This window comes from Roseburia rectibacter (genome assembly GCF_014287515.2).
Lineage (GTDB): Bacteria > Bacillota > Clostridia > Lachnospirales > Lachnospiraceae > Roseburia > Roseburia rectibacter.
This window is the reverse complement of the sequence record NZ_CP092473.1, coordinates 2,112,415-2,131,837: the sequence shown is the minus strand read 5'-3', so window position 1 is coordinate 2,131,837 and position 19,423 is coordinate 2,112,415. Positions and strand designations below refer to the sequence as shown.

Below are 19,423 nucleotides of genomic sequence, written 5' to 3'. Positions count from 1 at the left end.
TCCCTTTCTACTCTCCCGGGAAGCATAAAGATCTATTACCATAAACAACAGCCTGTACGCATTGTATGGGCAAACTTGCTGTTATGAATAAATCACATTATATTTTATCATAACAAGTCAAGGTCGACAAGTTTTCGTTCCTTAAGTTTTTGTAAAGATTTCAGAATACCCAGTTTTGCATGGTACCAGGTCAGTCCGCCCTGAAAATAAACGGCATATGGAGGCTTGATCGGACCATCTGCACTCAGCTCAATGGAGGATCCCTGAACAAAAGCACCTGCAGCCATAATAACATCACTGTCATATCCAGGCATTGCCCATGGTTCCGGTGTTACATAGCTGTCAACCGGAGCAGCCGCCTGAATCCCTTCGCAAAAAGCGATCAGTGCATCCGGATTGTGGAATGAAACTGCCTGAATGATATCGTGGCGGCTTTCACTGCCGTTTGGAATAACTTCGAATCCAAGTTTTTCATAGATATTTGCTGCAAAGATCGCTCCCTTTAATGCACCACTTACTACAGTAGGTGCAAGGAAAAATCCCTGATAGAAAGACTGGATAACGCCTAATGATGCACCGACTTCTTTTCCGAGTCCCGGAGAAGTCAGGCGATAAGCCGCATTTTCAACACATTCTTTTTTTCCAACGATATAACCGCCGATCGGTGCAAGACCGCCGCCCGGATTTTTGATCAGGGAACCTACGATCATATCTGCTCCGACCTCAAGAGGCTCACGTTCTTCCACAAATTCACCGTAACAGTTATCTACCATACAGATGACGTCTGGCTTAATTTTTTTGATAAACGAGATCAATTCTCCAATACGTGCCACAGAAAGTGTTGGTCTTGTCGCGTATCCTTTGGATCGCTGGATCGTTACGAGTTTTGTGCGCTCATTAATCGCTTCTTTGATGTGGTCATAATCGAAACTTCCGTCCGGCAGAAGATCTACCTGACGATAGGATACGCCGTATTCTGCCAGCGATCCCTTAGATGGGCGGATACCGATCACTTCCTCTAACGTGTCATATGGTTTTCCGACCGGGGACAACAGTTCGTCTCCCGGACGAAGGTTAGACATTAAAGCAAGTGCCAGTGCATGTGTGCCGCAGGTGATCTGCGGGCGTACTAAAGCATCTTCTCCTTTAAAGCAGGATGCATATACTTTTTCTAATGTATCACGTCCGAGATCATTATAACCGTATCCGGAGGACATGTTAAAGCATTCTGCACTTACACGGTTATCCTGCATAGCTTTGATCACTTTTAACTGATTATATTCAGCCGTTGCATCAATCGCTTCAAAACGCTCTTTTAAGGAGGCTTCGATCTTTTCTCCAAATTCATATACTTCTCTTGAAATACCAAGAGCTTCATACTGTTCTTCCATCCATTTATTCATGACTGATTATTTCCTTTTCCTGTAAAATTGATATCATATCTGTTAAAATTGCTGCATCATCATAGCCAAATGTCTGCTTGTCGAGCCAGATCACATCGCGTTCTCTTTTAAACCACGTTAACTGGCGTTTGGCAAAATGACGGGTTTCCCGTTTGATGATATAGACGGCTTCCTCTAAGGTATATTCGCCGTCTAAATATGCAAGTATCTCCTTATAGCCGAGTCCCTGCATGGAAACCATTTCCCGGCTGCACCCCATATCTTTTAATTTTTGAACTTCATTTACCAGTCCTGCTGCTATCATCGCATCTACACGTTTGTCAATGCGCTCATACAATTTTGCGCGTTCATCGTTAAGAACAAAATAGGCAAAATTATAAGGAGATTGTTTTTGACGCTCCGTTTCATTGTGTTCAGATATTTTCTGACCGGATAAATGATAAAATTCTAAAGCCCGGATCACACGTTTGACATTATTGGCATGAATCGCCTCCGCAGATGCAGGGTCGACTTTGCGCAGCATTTCATGCAGATATCCGGCTCCGTGTTCTTTTGCCTGTTCCTCTAATTGTCTGCGGTATGCCTCATCACACTGCTGCTCTGTAAAATCAATATCGTACAAAAGTGCCTGAATATAAAATCCGGTGCCGCCGGCTATGATCGGGATTTTCCCCGCCGCATAGATTTCTTTTAAATATTCTTTTGCCATCGTTGTAAAACGCACAACATGAAATTCTTCGTCAGGTTCTAATTCATCGATCATATAATGCGTAATTCCCTGCATTTCCTCCGGCATAACCTTGGCAGAGCCGATATCCATATGGCGGTAGACCTGCATGGAGTCTGCAGAGATGACCGCTCCGTTTATTTTTTTCGCAAGTTCTACCGAGAGGGCACTTTTTCCCACCGCGGTAGGACCGGTCAGAATAATCATTGGTTTTTGTTTCATATCAGACAATCCTTTTAAATTTCTTTTCGATTTCATATTTTGTCATGGAAATGATCGTCGGGCGTCCATGTGGGCAGTTATATGGATTTTCCAGTTCTAACAGTTCATCAATGAGCCGCTCCGCCTCTGGTCTGCTGATGTGCTGGTTTCCCTTGATTGCAGCCTTACAGGACATAGAAGCAACTTTCTCCATAATAGCATTGGGAGAATCATTTCCGTTAATATTTGCAAAATCATCTAACATTTCAAGAAACATTGTTTTTGTGTCGATTCCTGTAAAATCAGCCGGAATGGCAGTTATTGCATATTCTTTTCCGCCAAACGGCTCGATCTCATACCCGAATGTATCAATCTGTGCCTTATATTTTTCAAGCATTTCAATTTCTTCAAGGCTTAATGTTAAAATGATCGGCGGACTTAACGTCTGTGATGAAAATGTTTTTTCATGCACTTTTTTCATTGTTTTCTCATAAAGTACTTTTTCATGTGCCGCATGCTGATCAATGATGAACAGCTTATCCTCATATTCCACCATCCAGTAGGTGTCGAAGAGCTGTCCGATGATCTTATGGCGCTTTTTGGCATCTTTAGTCAGAAAACCTTCGGAGACTGCTGCAAGTTCCTGCTGCTCGTAAGTGACTGTTGACTCTGGGGAAGGTGCCGGTGTCTTTTCTGGCAGGCTTTTGGCTGGTTTATCTGTTGGCATTAGCTGCGGTACTGGTTTGGAAACGGTGTATGTATTAGTTTCCGATACCCGGTCTGCGGACTGCCCTGCATCAGTCTCATGCGCAAGGTTATGTTCTGTACTTGCAGAAGGTCGTTTTAGCTGCATATCGGACGAATTATCAGAACCGGCCGGTTCTTTCTTTGGAAGCAGAGAATTAAAAATCGAAAGATTTTCCGGCGGTGCTGATTCCTTCTGAGGTATTGCATTTTGCGCTGAAACTGCTGCCTGCGATCGGACTGGCTCATTCTGCGGCACAGTTCCTTTGCGTGGCATTCCCGCCTGCCCCTGCGCATACACATCCTGCGGCTGGAACCTATGCCCGCTCCGTACTGTCTCAACACCTCGCCGCTCAAATGGCTCCGGCAGTGGTGCTTTGATGTTTTCCCGTTTTTGTACCTTTTCTTCCTGCACCGGCACTTCCGGGATAAAATCTTTGTGTGTCAATGTTCCCCGGATGATTTCAAACAGTGTTTTATAAATCGCTTCATTGTTTGAAAAACGAAGTTCCATCTTTGTCGGGTGTACGTTGACATCCAACAGATCCGTATCCATCGTAAAGTACAGAACACAAAACGGATACTGGTGCTGCATCAGAAATCCCTTATATGCTTCTTCAATCGACTTTGAGAGCAGTGAACTCTTTATATAACGTCCATTGATAAAATAATTTTCAAAATTACGGTTTCCACGGGAAATTATGGGTTTCCCGATAAATCCTTTGAGATGAAAATATTCGTTTTTATGATCGATTTCCAAAAGACCGGAGGTGATATCCCTGCCATAGATATGATAGATCATATCTTTTTCCCTGGAATTGCCGGAAGTATGCATTTTTGTCTGCCCGTTATTGATAAATTTAAAGGAAACATCCGGATGTGACAGAGCAAGCCGTTCCATCAGATCGTTGATGTAATTGCCCTCTGTCTGTGCGGTCTTTAAAAATTTACGTCTTGCCGGGGTATTATAAAAAAGGTTACGTACGATAAAGGTGGTTCCCTCCGGTGCACCGATCTCTTCATTTTCCTTTTCTTTTGATCCCTCAATGACATAGCGGGTACCTGTCAGTTCGCCATAGGTCTTTGTGATTAGTTCGACCTGCGATACTGCGGCGATACTGGAAAGTGCCTCACCGCGGAATCCTAAAGAAGTGATGCTCATTAGATCTTCCACGCTTTTGATCTTACTGGTCGAATGTCGCAAAAACGCAACCGGTACCTGTGCACGCTCAATACCACAGCCATTGTCAGTGATGCGGATAAATGAGATACCGCCCTCTTTGACCTCAACAGTAATGGCAGTCGCTTTTGCATCAATGGCATTTTCTACCAGTTCCTTTACCACAGAGGAAGGGCGTTCTACTACTTCCCCTGCAGCAATCTTATCAATTGTCTCCTGACTGAGCAGTGTAATTTCCGGCATACAGATTCACCTCGTTGTATCAATCGTTTCTGTTGTGTTTTTTGCAGATGTGCTTATGGTCTCGGCATTTTCGGAACACCGGATACCGGTTTGCCGCACGGTCTTGTCTCGGAACAGTATCCGAAATAATCGCATTTTGGCATAAATAAATTCTCGGTGATCCAGCGCCATTCCTCGGAATACTCAGAAAGTGCTTTTATGATATCACCGAACAGCTGACGGAATTCCCAGTATGCGCGGTTACACATTCTCTGATGACTCATCTCCGCTAAACTGCGCAGATTTCTCTTATCTACGATAGATGCTGTCATACCAAGCGGCAGTCCGTTTGCAACATCTTCCTTTGGAATACCGTAATCTTCCTGAAGAGAACGGCATTCTTCATTGATATGAGCCATCAATGCCTGATATTTTTTCAATGCTTCTTCGTTGTTTTTGATTGACGGCGGGATGATGTAGTCAAATCCGCGTCCGGCATAATTGATGTAGCGTGTGCTTGACTGTAAACGTGTTGGTGAACCGCCGATATGTGTATACCATTCACGCTCTACTCTTGCTGAATAACCGGAAATGATCATTTCTACATTTACATATTCCATGACCCTTCCATGTCCGGAAATGATACAGTCCATACCTCTCTTATAATTCTTTGCCGGATCTTCTATATTTCCTCCCCAGCAGACGCCGGCACGCTGTCCCATCAGTGTGATCGGGTTTTTCGTGGTTTCCGGTAAAATTGTAATTGTGCCCATAAATTTTATTCTCCATTTCTACCATCGGTTTTTTATTTTATTCTGTAATTCATAAAGTTTGTTTAACGCCTCGATCGGTGTTAGGTTTCCAACATCGATCGTCTTTAATTCTTCTAAGATATCGTCGTCTTTTACGGTATCAAATAAAGACATCTGTGTCAAATCAACTTCGTCAAGACGCTCTTTTTTCTTTTTATTTCCTGATGCTGCAGGTGTGATGTTTTTCGTGACGGATGTGATATCGTTTGCGCTTAACTCTTCCACGATCTCCTTCGCACGTTCAATGACAGAATCCGGAACACCGGCAAGTTTTGCAACCTGGATACCATAACTCTTGTCTGCACCGCCCTGCACAATCTTACGTAAGAATACAATGTCATCACCTTTTTCTTTTACGGCAATGCAGTAGTTGTGCACATTGTTCAGTTTCCCTTCCAGCTCGGTCAGCTCGTGATAATGTGTTGCAAACAGTGTTTTTGCGCCGAGCAGGCGTGGATTGCTGATATGTTCGACCACGGCCCATGCAATACTTAAACCGTCAAAAGTACTTGTTCCTCGTCCGATCTCATCGAGTACCAGAAGAGAGTTTGATGTCGCATTACGCAGAATATTGGCGACTTCATTCATCTCCACCATAAAAGTGCTCTGGCCGCTCGCTAAGTCGTCTGACGCGCCGACACGTGTAAAGATACGGTCAACAATGCCGATCTTAGCAGATGAAGCAGGAACAAAACTTCCGATCTGTGCCATCAGAACGATCAGTGCTGCCTGTCTCATATAGGTGGATTTACCAGCCATGTTCGGTCCGGTTATGATGGCTATCCGGTTATTTCCGTTGTCTAAATATGTATCGTTATCGATAAACATATCATTGGTGATCATTTTTTCGACAACCGGATGTCTGCCGCCTTTGATATCGATCACACCACTGCCTGTCATCTTTGGTCTGCAGTAATTATTCTGATCGGCAACAACTGCAAGTGAAACAAAAACATCCAGGTTTGCGATCGCTTTTGCTGTGCGCTGGATACGGACAACTTCTTCTGCAATTTTGTTGCGGACCTCACAGAACAGATCATATTCTAAGCTGACAAGTTTGTCCTCCGCACCTAAGATCATATCTTCTAATTCTTTTAATTCCGGTGTAATGTAGCGCTCTGCATTGGCAAGTGTCTGCTTCCTTGTAAAGTAATCCGGTACCAGATCTTTGTAAGAATTGGTTACTTCCAGATAATAACCGAACACTTTGTTGTATTTGATCTTTAAATTTTTGATTCCTGTTTTTTCACGTTCTTTTGCTTCTAATTCTGCAAGCCAGGTCTTGCCTTCTGTTTTTGCATTGCGGTATTTATCGACATCTTCGTTATAGCCTTCTTTGATCAGACCACCCTCACGCACAGATATAGGAGGCTCTTCCATGATCGAATTATCAATGAGTGAACACAGTTCCTCCATGGAATCAATATCATTCTGGATATTTTTTAACAATGCACCGTCAAACTCATCAAGCAGAGATTTGATCGGAGGAAGCATACTGATTGAATTTTTAAATGCGATCAGGTCACGCGGGTTGGCTGTCCGGTAAGTCACACGGGTGATCAGACGTTCGAGATCGTAGATAGGATTTAAGTATTCGCGTAATTCCTCTCTTGTGATCACATGATCATTTAATTCACCGATAGCTTCCTGACGCAGTTCGATCTCTGCCTTATCGATCAGTGGCTGCTCTACATAAGCGCGGAGTGTTCTCGCACCCATTGCAGTTTTGGTCTTGTCTAATACCCATAACAGTGAACCACGTTTTTGTTTCTCCCGCAGCGTCTCTACCAGTTCTAAGTTGCGTCTGGTCGAACTGTCAATGATCATATATTTTCCGGTTGAATACGGATGAATGGAAGAAAGATTACCAAGGTCATTTTTCTGTGTTTCATACAGATAACGGAGCAATGCGCCTGCTGCGATCGTACCGCATGCATAATCAGATAAGCCTAATCCTTCAAGACTCTGTACTTTAAAATGTTCTTTTAAGGTATTCTCTGCTGTCTCATCACTGAAATACCAGGATTCCAGTGAATAAACTGCGATACCGAGACGGTGTTTCATATCAGAAAGATCGACTCCGCTCATGTAAAAACTTTCGTTGCAGATGATTTCTGACGGTGCAAATTTATTGATCTCATCAATGAGCTTGCGTTCGGAATCTACCTCTGTGACGAAATAGTCTCCAGTTGAAATATCAGCCAGAGAAATACCGTATTTATCCGCAAGATAAACGATACACATGATGTAATTATTCTTAGATTCATCGAGAGCCTGCATGTCTGTGTTTGTTCCAGGTGTAACGATGCGGATCACTTCCCGTTTTACTAATCCTTTTGCGAGTTTCGGATCTTCCACCTGCTCACAGATCGCAACTTTATGACCGTTTGCAACCAGTTTATTCAAGTACCCTTCCACTGCATGATAAGGTACTCCACACATCGGCGCACGCTCCTCGGTACCGCAGCTTTTACCGGTCAATGTCAGTTCAAGTTCTTTCGATACAACGATCGCATCATCAAAAAACATCTCATAAAAATCACCGAGTCTGTAAAATAAAATGCAATCTTTATATTCTTCTTTGGTTTTTAAATATTGCTGCATCATAGGTGTATATTCTGCCACGTTCTTAACCTCTGTTCTTCCTTTTATTAAATCATTGTGAATTATTTATTTTATGTTTGAGTCATTGTTTACCGATCGCCTCGGCAACTTTTAATCCGTCCATCGCTGCAGACATGATACCACCCGCATATCCCGCACCTTCCCCACATGGGTAAATGCCACGGATATTTGACTGAAAAGTTTCATCGCGTACGATACGTACCGGTGAGGATGTACGGCTTTCCACCCCGGAAAGAATCGCATCGTCACGGTCAAATTTCGGGATGGCATGGGAAAAATGGTGCATTCCTTCTATGAAAGACTCCTCTAATTCTTCCGGCAGGAGGCCTCTTAAATTATCAAGTACTGCTTCTCCTTTTGTCGTGCTCTCAAATGCGCCATAAGAAACAGAGGCACGGTTTTTACAATAATCTCCAAATAACTGCTGTGGAATTTTTCCATTTCCGATCTGCCATGCACGTGCCTCTAAACGCTCCTGAAAACGTACACCAGATAAGGCATCTTCCATATCAGCCGCATCCTGTGGCAGTTCACCATGGCGTACTGCATCTGCTTTGAAATCTTCCGGTGTGACAGAGACAATGATCGCACTGTTTGCATTGCTGCCGGCACGGTCAGAATAGCTCATACCGTTGACAGCAATGCGGCGTTCTTCTGAGGAAGCGTTTACAACATAGCCTCCAGGACACATGCAAAAGGAATACACACCACGTCCAGATGAAAGATTTGCCGTCACTTTATAAGGTGCCGCCGGAAGTCTGCCGGCATATAAACTTCCATACTGTGTCAGATTAACTTCGCTCTGCGGATGCTCAACACGGAATCCGACTGCAAAAGATTTTGCCTGCATATCAAGCCCTTTTTCATGTAACAATGAAAACGTATCTCTTGCACTGTGCCCGACCGCAAGAACCATACAGCCGGTATTGATCTGTCTGGAGTGATTTAATTCAACGGATTTTAAATTGCCGTCTTTATCGGTGGAAAAACCGGTTACACAGGTTTCAAATAAAAACTCCACACCATTTTCTGACATAAAAGTACGCATCCGTTTTATTACATCCGCAAGAATATCGGTGCCAATATGCGGCTTATTTTCATATAAAATATGTTCCGGTGCGCCAAATTTTACAAATGTTTCAAGGACAAAACGGTTACGCCCGATGGGATCTTTAACTAATGTATTTAATTTTCCATCAGAAAATGTTCCTGCACCGCCTTCACCAAACTGGACATTAGAAGCTGTGTTTAAAATACCGGTTTCCCAGAACTTTTGCACATCAGCAGTCCTTTCATCGATTTTTTTCCCGCGCTCTGCAACAACCGGTCTGAAACCTTCTAACATTAATGCATAGGCACAAAATAGTCCTGCAGGACCAGCCCCCGCGATCACAGGTGTGAGGGAGGGATTTTTTACTTCTGGAAGAACATATTTTTTAACTTTAGTTAACATAATGTTATTATCGTTAACCTTTTTGACGATTTTTTGTTCATTTGGTATTTCAACATCTACAGAGTACACATAAAACAGATCCGGTTTCTTTCGTGCATCGATGGATTTTTTGACAATCTGGTATTTAAATGGCGTATCTGCTGTAAATTTCAGTGCTTTTCTGATCTTTTGCTCTAACTGTGCCGTGTCGTGTGTTACCGGCAGCTTGATCTGGTTAATACGAATCATTACTTCCTCATTTCTTTTTTGTGTACTTTTTTCCCACGTCGTGCATATTCCGCTGCATGGATTCCTGCCACATATCCGCTTGACCATGCCCATTGCAGATTATATCCGCCGCAGGTACCGTCAATATCAACGACTTCTCCTGCGAAAAACAAGCCGGAAACTAATTTTGACATCATACTTTCTGCATCAATTTCATGAGTATCTACTCCACCTGCACATACCTGTGCCTGCGCGATATCTTTGCTTCCGGTAATGTCGACATGAAGTCCTTTTAACAGCTTAGTAAGGCGCGTGAACTGTTTTTCGGATACTTTTTCTGCCGGAATGTGAAGATCAATCCCCGCTTCTTTCAAAAGCACTTCTACGAGTTTTTTATTGCAAAGCCCGATCATTGCCTGGGCGGCATCTTTTCCATGTGCTCGTTTTAAAAATCGCAGTTTTAAAAGACTGGTAATTTCATCAAAAGACCTGTCAGGCATAAAATCAATTATCACATAGACCTGTTTCTTTTGCTTTAATGCTTTGGTTGCAAACCGGCTGATCTGGAAAACCGGAATCCCGGATATCCCATAATCTGTCAACTGTAATTCACCGCGTTCTGTGGTTGTTTCTGCACCGTTTATGTATAATTTTATCAAAGTTTCTGCACGGATTCCTGCAAGCATTTTAAAGAATGACTGTTTGCCCTGCAGCGGAACTAAAGCCGGTACAATATCTATGATATGGTGGCCAAAATGTTCTATATATGGAAGCGCACTGCCATCACTTCCGCTTTTTGGTGAAGCGAAAAGGCCAGTTGCAAAAATGATCGATTTTGCACGAAAATCGCCTCTGCCTGTCTGAATCAGGAAGAAGTCTCCCTGTTTTCTGATGGCTTTGATCTCGCAGGAGACAAATTCCTTTACACCTGTATATGCTGCTTCCATGCGCAGTACGTCTAAAACGGAAGCTGCCTGTTCACTTGCCGGATAATAATAACCGTTTTTTATTTTAGGTTCAATGCCGATCCGGCGAAAAAAAACCACTGTTTTTTTCTGATCAAACTGCTTCATTACCGGCACAGTAAAAGCAGGGTCTTCGCCTCTGTAACACGACAATCCCTGCACTTCGTTTGTATAATTACATTTTCCATTTCCTGTGGCGAGTATTTTTTTTCCTACCCGATCCATATGTTCTAAAATGATCGTATCTGCGCCCGTCGATGCGGACATAATGGAAGCCATCAGCCCGGATGCCCCGCCGCCAATGACTGCAACTTCTGTTTCTGTCATATATTTCAAACCTTTTTTAGATATTTTTCCAAACAAACCATAGCATATTTTAGCATACAAAAAACAAACATTCAATCCGTGAAAATCATTGTTATTGCTGGTAATTCATCAATACTATGATACAAGGGAAATATCAGCTTGAATAACTTTCCAGAAAATCATATAATTCCCGGTCATCCGAAAAAAAGATACCGTTTTCTATTTTTTCTACCATATCTGCATCCAGATCACGTATGCGGATATTTGTTTCAAAAAACTCTGTAACACCATCACTCTGGTATACAACTAACACCCCGTTTTTCTGTTTAATTACATATGTGTATGGTTCACAGATAGCAATAATTTCTGTTGACCGGACAATTTGTTCCGTGTCATTTTCATCTGATATTTTCTCGGTTGAAGCAGTCAGATTTTCTTTTCCTATTCCTGTATTTTGCTGTATAGATAATAAATATACTACCAGGATCAGCAGAAGAAAGATCATGCCGGTAAAAAGGCAAATACCCGTCGTTTTTTTCATTTCATCACCCCATATTACGGTTTTTACGATAAGTATTTGCCATATTTTACTTTTTATTCATTTGTAAGAACTATTTATCTTAATAGATGAAGTTTTTTGGCTATGTCTGCCAACATGCGTCCTTTCGGGAAACGCAGGATCTCCTGTTCATTTAATCCTTTTAATAACAGCAGTAATACAGCATATACTGCTGCTCCGGCTACAATTGACAGAACCGTTGCAATCGCATTGATACGCAGTACATATAAGATACCGTGATAGATGAGCCATACAACGACACCCATTCCAGTCGCCGCAATAGCAGGAACAAAAAACGTTTTCCGGACTTCCTGGCGGTATCCGCTGTATCGCCGGATCGATCTTGCATTTAAGATACACATGATAAGACCGAATGCAGCATTTGCAATAACAACCGCAAAAATATTTAAATCAAACAGGAACATAAGTGCTGCCAACAGTCCCAAATGCAGTACCAGTGCAATAATCGCATTTTTGATCGGTTCTTTCATACGCCCCATTCCCTGTAAAAGCCCATTCGAAAGCGTTGACAGGGAGAAAAATAAAATTGTAACGGCTCCGACCTGCAGCATATGTGCGGCGGTCTCGGATGAATCACGGAACAAAAGCTGTAAGATCGGAGATGCAAGCACACCCATGCCAACTGCACAAGGAAATGCGATCACCATGATAAAACGTGTTGCGACACTAATCTGCCGCTTTGCCTCACCTTTTTTTCCGGCTGCATAGGCAGCGGTAAGTGCAGGAACAGAGGATGCAGCCATTGCTGATGCAATGGAAATCGGGACATTGATCAAAACCGTATATTTTCCTGTATAAATACCATTCCAGGAGCCATACTGGCTTGCTGTATAACCTTGAAATGCTGCGATGTGTTTATACACCGCCTGGTCTATAACTGCATTACAGTTATAAATGGTACTGCTCAGTAAAACAGGAATGATCGTTACGATCAATAAATGAAATATAGATGCATAAGAGTCTACATTATTTCTGCGTTCTCTGTGCAGGCTGCGTTTAAATACACGGAGATATACAACCAGTACGAAGGTACAGAATAATAATGCGACTAATGCACCTATAGCGGTGCCAAGTGTTCCTCCGGCAGCCCCATATGCAGCAGAATAATTATCTGCATCACCAAGCAGTGCACCTGCTTTCGCACCATAATCAGCCAGCACATACGCAGCCCATACGCTGACGATCGCATTTGCGATCTGCTCTAAAATCTGGGAGGTTGCACTTGGCATCATTGTTCCAAGTCCCTGGAAGAAGCCTCGCATAACACCAAGCACGGCAACGATCAAAAGCACCGGAATCAGTACCCGTACTGCAAAAATACTCATCGGTGTTTTCATCAGTGTTCCTGTGATAAACTCTGCTCCAAATAACAGGATCAGTGCCGCGATTGTACCAGTACATGCACCAAAAACCAGCGCACATTTTAGAATGCGGTATACATTGTGTCTTCTGCCCTGTGAATAGTTTGCGGATACCAGCTTTGAAACTGCAAGTGGCAGACTGTAAGATGAAATGATCAATAAAATATTATAAATCTGAAAAGCAGTTCCATAGTAATCATTTCCTGTATCACCAATAATATTTGTCAGTGGGATACGGTAGATCAGACCAATAATACGACTGACAATAGATGCGATGGCAAGAATAGAACCCTGCACAAGGAAACTTGTACTGCTTTTTTTACTTTGTTTGCCCATGTGACTTAATCCTCGTTATCTTAAAATGTTCATTTCGTTTAAGATCTCAGTTTGTTTTCCTTCCATAACGGCAGCTTCTTCCGGCGTCATATGGTCATATCCAAATAAGTGAAGCATACTGTGCAGGATCAGAAACGCATATTCACGTTTTTCACTGTGTCCATAACTTTTCGCCTGTTCTTTTACTTTGTCAACGGAAATAATAATATCCCCAAGCATGATCTCCCCTGTGTCAGGGTTGAAATTATCATCATAATCATCTTCTAACTTCGAAAAATCTCCTGCACTCTCATAAGAAAGCATTGGAAATGACAGAACATCTGTCGGCGCATCTATATCACGGTATTCTTTATTGATGGCGTGGATTCCATCATTATCTGTGAGTGTCAGATTGATCTCCGCTTCAAAGGGAAATCCCTCATGCTCGATCGCATAATCTGTCACTTCTTTTGCAAGTGTCTCCTCATCAAATGAAAAATCTGTTTCCGTTTCTTTTTCTATAAAAAGACTCATAAATTTCCTCATTTCTGTGCCTTACCGGCAATTTTTATATCTTTTGTTTTTCATGTAATTTTTAAAAGAAGAAATTCTCCTCATTTACAAGATATTCCCTGATCTTCAAAAACATATTCATGCCAAGTCCTGACTGGTCGTAAATTCCGCTGGCGGAATACTCGTTTAATGTCTGGTAAATGACCATATCCTGGTTCCATTCGCTTGCCATTGTATAACTGTCAAACACCTCTATCTTTTTTACCAGACCGTTTACCATATGTACGATTGCTGACTCTATGGATGAAGGCGGTGCTGTCTCTCCATCGTACTCACTGATGATACGGATGACATCTTCCGGAAAACAGTGTTCCTGCACAATACGGATCCCGCTCTGTGTCAGAGGTTCTCCCTCCATAATACCGATCCGGTAATAAAATCCTGCTGCTGCGCATGTCTTTTCATCGGCACCGGCAACTTTTGCACATTTTGCGGCAAGTTCTGAAACTCTGCGTGCATGCTGATATTCCTGTTTCGAGAAACTGGAAAGCTCACGGACAAGCGGATACGTATCATCTATGATATCTGTCAGAATATCATTTACCTCCTGCTCTCTTAAACGGGAAAAATGACGAAAGCCAAACTGCATCCATAAAACACTGATGGCACCTTCAAAAAGTCCCCATAATAAAAGTTTAAAATGGACTTCCTGATAAGTCAGATAATAAAAAGTTATTGGAAGCATAATGGAAAGACAGAATAACAGTACTTCATACCATATAAGTGTCTTCTCACGTTTCACTGCCTCTTCAGCCGTTCCAGCAAGTATTGCTCCAAAAATCGTCATCAGACAGTACAGTACTAATTCCTGTGAATGCAGCCCTAACACGAGACATAGCATTGCATCCCAGAAAATTCCGGTAATAAGTGCAAGACGTTCGGAACCAAAGGCAACGATAAGAAGCGGCACAAGCATCAGAGGTTTTACAAATTCAGGAAAATATGCAGCCAAAAAGACTACTATTGCTGCTGATGTGTAACCATATAATATTTTTCTAAAATCTGTTTCACGGTTATGACAGATCAGTCCTTCTGCACGGTCGTGCTCTATGAGAAAAAGAAATAACACAAACCATATCACAGCAATACAGACAATCCCCAAAAACTGATCCAGCAAAATCTGTCGTTTTGCACATAACAAAAGTGTCACCATGATGGTAACGATAAACATACAGACATGGTTCCATACTCTTTTGATTACAAGGCGGTCATTCATCGCTGGCGAGTCTCCTGTCTTCTTTTTGATGTACTCTTATTGCGGTTTTCATAATCTTCGTAAGCCTTGACAATTTTTTGTACGACCGGATGACGAACTACATCTTTACTGGTCAGCTCACAAATTCCAATCTCATCCACTTTTTTTAATACTTTTAATGCGACATCAAGACCGGATGCTGTGCCCGGTGCAAGATCTTTCTGGGTAGCATCACCCGTGATCACTGCTTTAGAACCAAAACCAATTCGGGTAAGGAACATTTTCATCTGCGCCGGTGTCGTATTCTGTGCTTCATCTAATATGATAAATGCATTGTCAAGTGTACGTCCTCGCATGTATGCAAGCGGTGCGACCTCGATCAACCCCTTTTCCATATTTTTCTGGAAGCTTTCTGCCCCCATGATCTGATATAATGCATCATAAAGTGGTCTTAAATAGGGGTCAACTTTGCTTTGCAGATCTCCCGGCAGAAATCCTAATTTTTCTCCGGCTTCGATTGCCGGACGTGTCAGGATGATCCTTCCTACTTCTTCGTTTTTAAATGCAGTAATTGCCATTGCCATCGCAAGATATGTTTTACCGGTCCCGGCAGGACCCATTCCAAACACGATCATTTTCTGGCGGATCGCATCTACATATGCTTTCTGACCAAGTGTCTTTGGTTTTACCGGTTTGCCGTTGATCGTATGACAGATACAATCTTTATCAATTTCAACGATCGCGGATTCTTTTTCCTCCTCCGAAAGCGCAAGAGCATAATTGACATTCTGTTCCGTGATAATATTTCCTCTTTTGGATAACTCGATCAGTTGTAAAAACACCTGTTCTGCTTTTTTTAAATTATGTTCTTCTCCAAGCAGCTTCATATTTTCACCGCGTAACACTACAGTGACATTTAACGTACGCTCAATCTTTTTGATGTACGCATCAAATTGACCAAATACATTTGCGACATGATCAGTTGGTATATTTAATGATAGTTCAGTCAGACTCATCTGTCGGTTGCCTCTCTTCACTCGATTGTTCGATGATTTTTGTCGGCTGATAGGAAACAATGGATTTTAAAGTTTCTATCGTCCCTTTCACCACATATTTTTTCTTTGTTCTTTCTATAATAACATTTTTTTCTGTAATTTGAATACCTTTTTCTTCCAAATCGTCAATATATTTCTTAAGATTCCGGGAAGCTATTTGTTTTGCCTCTTTTTCTGTATATATATTTTTTTCATTTTTATAGCCGGAATAAGTCTGTCTGACCAGATAAACCGGCAGATAAAAGTTGTCTGTGAAATGAAACTGTGACACATCCGATATGACATCATACGGTTCTTCCACCGGTGAAAAGAAGGGATTTTTGAACAGGTGCTCTAAAATCCTGATCTGATACGTTATTTTTTCGTCACCGGTCGGTATTTTTTTTATATATTCAGCAGGTATCTCGTCATGATAGGAATATGTAACTTTTGCCGTAATATCCGCATCTGCAGTACGGTAAAGATATTTTTTTGTATCGCCATCATCATTCAGGATCTCAATACTTCCATTGACCAGTATATCCCCTTTTTTGACTGCCATGCCCGTGGTCACAACAGGAGTACCGCTTCTTGTGATCATATCTGAGATAACGCCATCATCTGATGCAATAATATCACGTGCAGTGTTATCTTTATCATTCTTATAATTTTCTTCGGGAAGCAGATTTTCCTGAATGTCTACCGTCATTTTTGTTCCATAGATCTTAATGGAAGTCCAGATAACTTCCGGATATCGGCTTCTTAACGTTTCTTCTAAAGCTGCACAGTCAATGTTTTTTTTCTTTGCACCAAAAGAAGCATGTTCCCCTGAAAGGAAACAGAGTACGACTTCTTCGGACAGATAAGAATTGCCATTGACCTCAATATTCCAGATAAAACCGGAAAGGTAATAAAGCAGCCCTGCAAAAAGGATCATCCCCATGGCAAACATTTTTCGTTTACGGTAATGATACAATTCAAACGGCATGCCGTATTTTTTTATGATCCGTATATGTGTTCTTGTTTTTTTTAAGATCGGACGTAATTGCTTAAAGCCTGCTACACTGATACAGAATTCATATCCATCTGCAATAGATTTTAAATTCCAGATCAGAATGTCACGGCTTCCACATAAATTAAGGAAACGTTCCGGCGCATAACCGCTTAGACGGACATACACGTACCCCTTAAAATATTTAATTACCGAGAGCAGCATCTGTCAGTTCTCGTATTGGATCGTATCTAAAAAACCGGTAATTTTCATTTCCTCATTCGTATAATAATCGATTGCAAGATGTGAGCCGGAAATCAGTATCCTGCAGTTTTTTGTCTGTATTTTGATAAAGGAATCCTCATATTCCAGGATTCCTTTATAATTAGAAATCAGAACCTCATGCCGCCCGGTTGCAGTCACGATCGCCGCACCAAGCATCAGATCCTTCGGCAGTTCTAAACTGTTTATTATTTTTTCTTTCTGATTTTTCTTCATATATGATTGTATGAAGGAAAAAAAGATCTTATTCTCATTCGTAAATATATTCTTTTACAACTGGCTGCATTTCTTTTGGTTCATTTGAAATTTCATATGCGTGCAGTACTTTTTCGGCAGCAGTATTCATTTTTGCACGGTCATTCGCACAGATAACAGCCAGAGTATCACCGGTATTTACCTGATCGCCATTTTTCTTTTTTAAATAAATACCGACGGAAAGATCTATCTTACTGTCCTTTGTCTCACGTCCGCCACCGAGAGTCATACAGGCAATACCGATATTCTCTGCCAGAATACGGTGCACATATCCGCTGCATTCTGCTTTGACGTCGATCGAATATGCCGTTTCCGGAAATTTTGTGGTATCGTAAACATAAGATACATCACCGCCCTGGGCTTTTACAAACTCAGCCAGTTTATCAAGTGCGGCTCCGCTGTCAATGCTGTCTTGCATGAGTTTTACAGCCTCCTCATGGGAACCGGCACGCTCTGCAAAAAGCAGCATCTGCGCTCCAAGTGCAAAGACTACTTCTTTAAAATCGGAAGGTCCATGGCCTTTTAAAGTATCGATCGCCTCGATCACTTCGATGGCATTTCCGATAGCGTTTCCAAGTGGCTGATCCATATCAGTAATGACTGCTGCTGTCTTTTTTCCTGCCATTGTTCCGATTGATACCATCTCTTTTGCAAGTGCAACGGAATCTTCATATTTCTTCATGAATGCACCATTGCCGGTCTTAACATCAAGTACGATCGCATCACTGCCGGAGGCTAATTTTTTACTCATAATGGAACTTGCGATCAGTGACATCTGATCGACGGTAGCTGTGACATCCCGCAATGCGTACAACTTTTTATCTGCCGGTGCAAGGTTTGCAGTCTGGCCTGCGATCGCAATACCGATCTCACGGACATTTTTAAAAAAAGTTTCTTCCGGGAGCGCAGTCGTAAATCCCGGAAAACTCTCAAGTTTGTCAATCGTTCCGCCGGTATGGCCAAGCCCTCTTCCGGACATTTTTGCAACCGGAACTCCAAGTGATGCAACGATCGGTGTCAGGGCAAGCGATGTTTTATCGCCCACACCGCCGGTACTGTGTTTGTCAACTTTGATACCAGGAATAGAGGAAAGATCAAGTACATCCCCGCTGTCACGCATAGCAAGCGTCAGATCAACTGTTTCACGTTTACTCATTCCCTGAAAACAGATTGCCATTGTCATTGCAGACATCTGATAATCGGGAATTGTACCATCTGTAAATCCCTCTATCATAAAACGGATCTCTTCTGTGGTCAGTTCCATACCAAGTTTTTTCTTTTCAATCAGGTCATACATTCTCATGTGCATAATCCTCCCTTGTATCAATATCAACAAAAAATTCCGGCATTTCAACCGGATAAGTGAAAACATCGTCCGGATGGGAACGGATGATCTTTTTACCACCACATTCTCCGGTCAGCCTAAGCAGCTCTGCACGGTAGTTTTCAGCAAAAAGATTCGGACTTCGTAAAATGCCCTCACAGGATAATGCTCCGATTCCTTTTTTACTTTCTATAAAATCATTTAGAAAATCAAGCAGTATTTCAGCCTTTACATAAGGCTGATCTGCCTGAAAAAACATATCATAAGAAAATGAATCGCCCTCGTTTATCATAGGAGAATCTATCGCTGCCTTTACCCCTTTTCGGATGCTTGAGGCAATCCCATCATTTTCTTCTCCCTGGTTGCGTACAATTATATAATCTTTTGGTATATTCTGACCATGTACAGTATGCTCTTTTTTTGTCAAATGATCCTGTTCGTCTTTAGTATTTTTTCTTCTGTTTCCCAATATTTCCTTACACAGTTCCTCAATCCTGTCATATGCAGTCACAACAATGAGCCTGCATGGATAACTACACATTTTCTGCAGACGAACCAGTTCCGTCAGTCCATGCAAAAACAATGGTTTCCCATGAAATTCCGTGAGCAGTTTATTGCTGCCGAAACGTCTCGCATATCCGGCAGCAAGATAGATCAGATTTATCTGT

16 protein-coding genes are annotated in these 19,423 nt (G+C 42.0%); all 16 read right to left on the bottom strand.

Annotation, left to right across the window (positions count from 1 at the left end; genetic code table 11):
* Positions 1–107: 107 nt before the first annotated feature.
* The 16 genes from H8S51_RS10085 to H8S51_RS10010 all read right to left on the bottom strand — a co-directional run bounded on the left by H8S51_RS10085 (position 108) and on the right by H8S51_RS10010 (position 19,410).
* A complete protein-coding gene (locus tag H8S51_RS10085; RefSeq protein ID WP_186898777.1) occupies positions 108–1,403 on the bottom strand; it encodes a methionine gamma-lyase family protein in 1,296 nt (431 codons plus the stop codon).
* The gene (gene miaA, locus H8S51_RS10080; protein ID WP_117921449.1) at positions 1,396–2,352 is read right to left on the bottom strand and encodes a tRNA (adenosine(37)-N6)-dimethylallyltransferase MiaA; all 957 of its coding nucleotides are present in this window, start codon (positions 2,350–2,352) and stop codon (positions 1,396–1,398) included. Before miaA ends, H8S51_RS10085 begins: the two co-directional genes overlap by 8 nt.
* Before the next feature lies 1 nt (position 2,353).
* Positions 2,354–4,498: a DNA mismatch repair endonuclease MutL gene (gene mutL / locus H8S51_RS10075; RefSeq protein WP_186898778.1), complete on the bottom strand. Its 2,145-nt coding sequence runs from the start codon at positions 4,496–4,498 to the stop codon at positions 2,354–2,356.
* A 53-nt stretch (positions 4,499–4,551) separates the two neighbouring features.
* Positions 4,552–5,250, bottom strand: coding sequence for an FAD-dependent thymidylate synthase (locus H8S51_RS10070; RefSeq protein WP_186898779.1), 699 nt, complete (start codon positions 5,248–5,250; stop codon positions 4,552–4,554).
* A gap of 18 nt (positions 5,251–5,268) precedes the next feature.
* Positions 5,269–7,896, bottom strand: coding sequence for a DNA mismatch repair protein MutS (mutS, locus tag H8S51_RS10065; protein ID WP_117921488.1), 2,628 nt, complete (start codon positions 7,894–7,896; stop codon positions 5,269–5,271).
* A gap of 79 nt (positions 7,897–7,975) precedes the next feature.
* A complete protein-coding gene (locus tag H8S51_RS10060) occupies positions 7,976–9,595 on the bottom strand; it encodes an NAD(P)/FAD-dependent oxidoreductase (protein ID WP_186898780.1) in 1,620 nt (539 codons plus the stop codon).
* Positions 9,595–10,866, bottom strand: a complete 1,272-nt coding sequence (locus H8S51_RS10055) for a BaiN/RdsA family NAD(P)/FAD-dependent oxidoreductase (protein WP_186898781.1) — start codon at positions 10,864–10,866, stop codon at positions 9,595–9,597. The genes H8S51_RS10060 and H8S51_RS10055 overlap by 1 nt, the downstream gene beginning before the upstream one ends.
* Before the next feature lie 133 nt (positions 10,867–10,999).
* Positions 11,000–11,386: a hypothetical protein gene (locus H8S51_RS10050; RefSeq protein ID WP_186898782.1), complete on the bottom strand. Its 387-nt coding sequence runs from the start codon at positions 11,384–11,386 to the stop codon at positions 11,000–11,002.
* Between the two features lie 74 nt (positions 11,387–11,460).
* A complete protein-coding gene (locus H8S51_RS10045) occupies positions 11,461–13,122 on the bottom strand; it encodes a putative polysaccharide biosynthesis protein (RefSeq protein ID WP_118208852.1) in 1,662 nt (553 codons plus the stop codon).
* Between the two features lie 15 nt (positions 13,123–13,137).
* Positions 13,138–13,635, bottom strand: coding sequence for an rRNA maturation RNase YbeY (gene ybeY, locus H8S51_RS10040; RefSeq protein ID WP_186898783.1), 498 nt, complete (start codon positions 13,633–13,635; stop codon positions 13,138–13,140).
* A 61-nt stretch (positions 13,636–13,696) separates the two neighbouring features.
* On the bottom strand, positions 13,697–14,890 hold the full coding sequence (locus tag H8S51_RS10035) for an HD domain-containing protein (protein WP_186898784.1): 1,194 nt from the start codon (positions 14,888–14,890) through the stop codon (positions 13,697–13,699).
* Positions 14,887–15,885, bottom strand: coding sequence for a PhoH family protein (locus H8S51_RS10030; protein ID WP_117921431.1), 999 nt, complete (start codon positions 15,883–15,885; stop codon positions 14,887–14,889). The genes H8S51_RS10035 and H8S51_RS10030 overlap by 4 nt, the downstream gene beginning before the upstream one ends.
* A complete protein-coding gene (locus H8S51_RS10025) occupies positions 15,872–17,119 on the bottom strand; it encodes a sporulation protein YqfD (protein WP_118208855.1) in 1,248 nt (415 codons plus the stop codon). The genes H8S51_RS10030 and H8S51_RS10025 overlap by 14 nt, the downstream gene beginning before the upstream one ends.
* Before the next feature lie 3 nt (positions 17,120–17,122).
* Positions 17,123–17,392, bottom strand: coding sequence for a YabP/YqfC family sporulation protein (locus H8S51_RS10020; RefSeq protein ID WP_006858311.1), 270 nt, complete (start codon positions 17,390–17,392; stop codon positions 17,123–17,125).
* A gap of 34 nt (positions 17,393–17,426) precedes the next feature.
* Positions 17,427–18,734 (bottom strand): pyrimidine-nucleoside phosphorylase, encoded by a 1,308-nt coding sequence (locus H8S51_RS10015; RefSeq protein WP_186898785.1) that lies wholly within the window; start codon positions 18,732–18,734, stop codon positions 17,427–17,429.
* On the bottom strand, positions 18,721–19,410 hold the full coding sequence (locus H8S51_RS10010; RefSeq protein WP_256451920.1) for a nucleotidyltransferase family protein: 690 nt from the start codon (positions 19,408–19,410) through the stop codon (positions 18,721–18,723). Before H8S51_RS10010 ends, H8S51_RS10015 begins: the two co-directional genes overlap by 14 nt.
* Positions 19,411–19,423 lie beyond the last annotated feature (13 nt).

Excerpts from the sequence above, each read along its gene's own strand:
- H8S51_RS10085 (WP_186898777.1), bottom strand. The coding sequence starts at position 1,403 with ATGAATAAATGGATGGAAGAACAGTATGAAGCTCTTGGTATTTCAAGA.
- miaA (WP_117921449.1), bottom strand. The coding sequence starts at position 2,352 with ATGAAACAAAAACCAATGATTATTCTGACCGGTCCTACCGCGGTGGGA.
- mutL (WP_186898778.1), bottom strand. The coding sequence starts at position 4,498 with ATGCCGGAAATTACACTGCTCAGTCAGGAGACAATTGATAAGATTGCT.
- H8S51_RS10070 (WP_186898779.1), bottom strand. The coding sequence starts at position 5,250 with ATGGGCACAATTACAATTTTACCGGAAACCACGAAAAACCCGATCACA.
- mutS (WP_117921488.1), bottom strand. The coding sequence starts at position 7,896 with ATGATGCAGCAATATTTAAAAACCAAAGAAGAATATAAAGATTGCATT.
- H8S51_RS10060 (WP_186898780.1), bottom strand. The coding sequence starts at position 9,595 with ATGATTCGTATTAACCAGATCAAGCTGCCGGTAACACACGACACGGCA.
- H8S51_RS10055 (WP_186898781.1), bottom strand. The coding sequence starts at position 10,866 with ATGACAGAAACAGAAGTTGCAGTCATTGGCGGCGGGGCATCCGGGCTG.
- H8S51_RS10050 (WP_186898782.1), bottom strand. The coding sequence starts at position 11,386 with ATGAAAAAAACGACGGGTATTTGCCTTTTTACCGGCATGATCTTTCTT.
- H8S51_RS10045 (WP_118208852.1), bottom strand. The coding sequence starts at position 13,122 with ATGGGCAAACAAAGTAAAAAAAGCAGTACAAGTTTCCTTGTGCAGGGT.
- ybeY (WP_186898783.1), bottom strand. The coding sequence starts at position 13,635 with ATGAGTCTTTTTATAGAAAAAGAAACGGAAACAGATTTTTCATTTGAT.
- H8S51_RS10035 (WP_186898784.1), bottom strand. The coding sequence starts at position 14,890 with ATGAATGACCGCCTTGTAATCAAAAGAGTATGGAACCATGTCTGTATG.
- H8S51_RS10030 (WP_117921431.1), bottom strand. The coding sequence starts at position 15,885 with ATGAGTCTGACTGAACTATCATTAAATATACCAACTGATCATGTCGCA.
- H8S51_RS10025 (WP_118208855.1), bottom strand. The coding sequence starts at position 17,119 with ATGCTGCTCTCGGTAATTAAATATTTTAAGGGGTACGTGTATGTCCGT.
- H8S51_RS10020 (WP_006858311.1), bottom strand. The coding sequence starts at position 17,392 with ATGAAGAAAAATCAGAAAGAAAAAATAATAAACAGTTTAGAACTGCCG.
- H8S51_RS10015 (WP_186898785.1), bottom strand. The coding sequence starts at position 18,734 with ATGAGAATGTATGACCTGATTGAAAAGAAAAAACTTGGTATGGAACTG.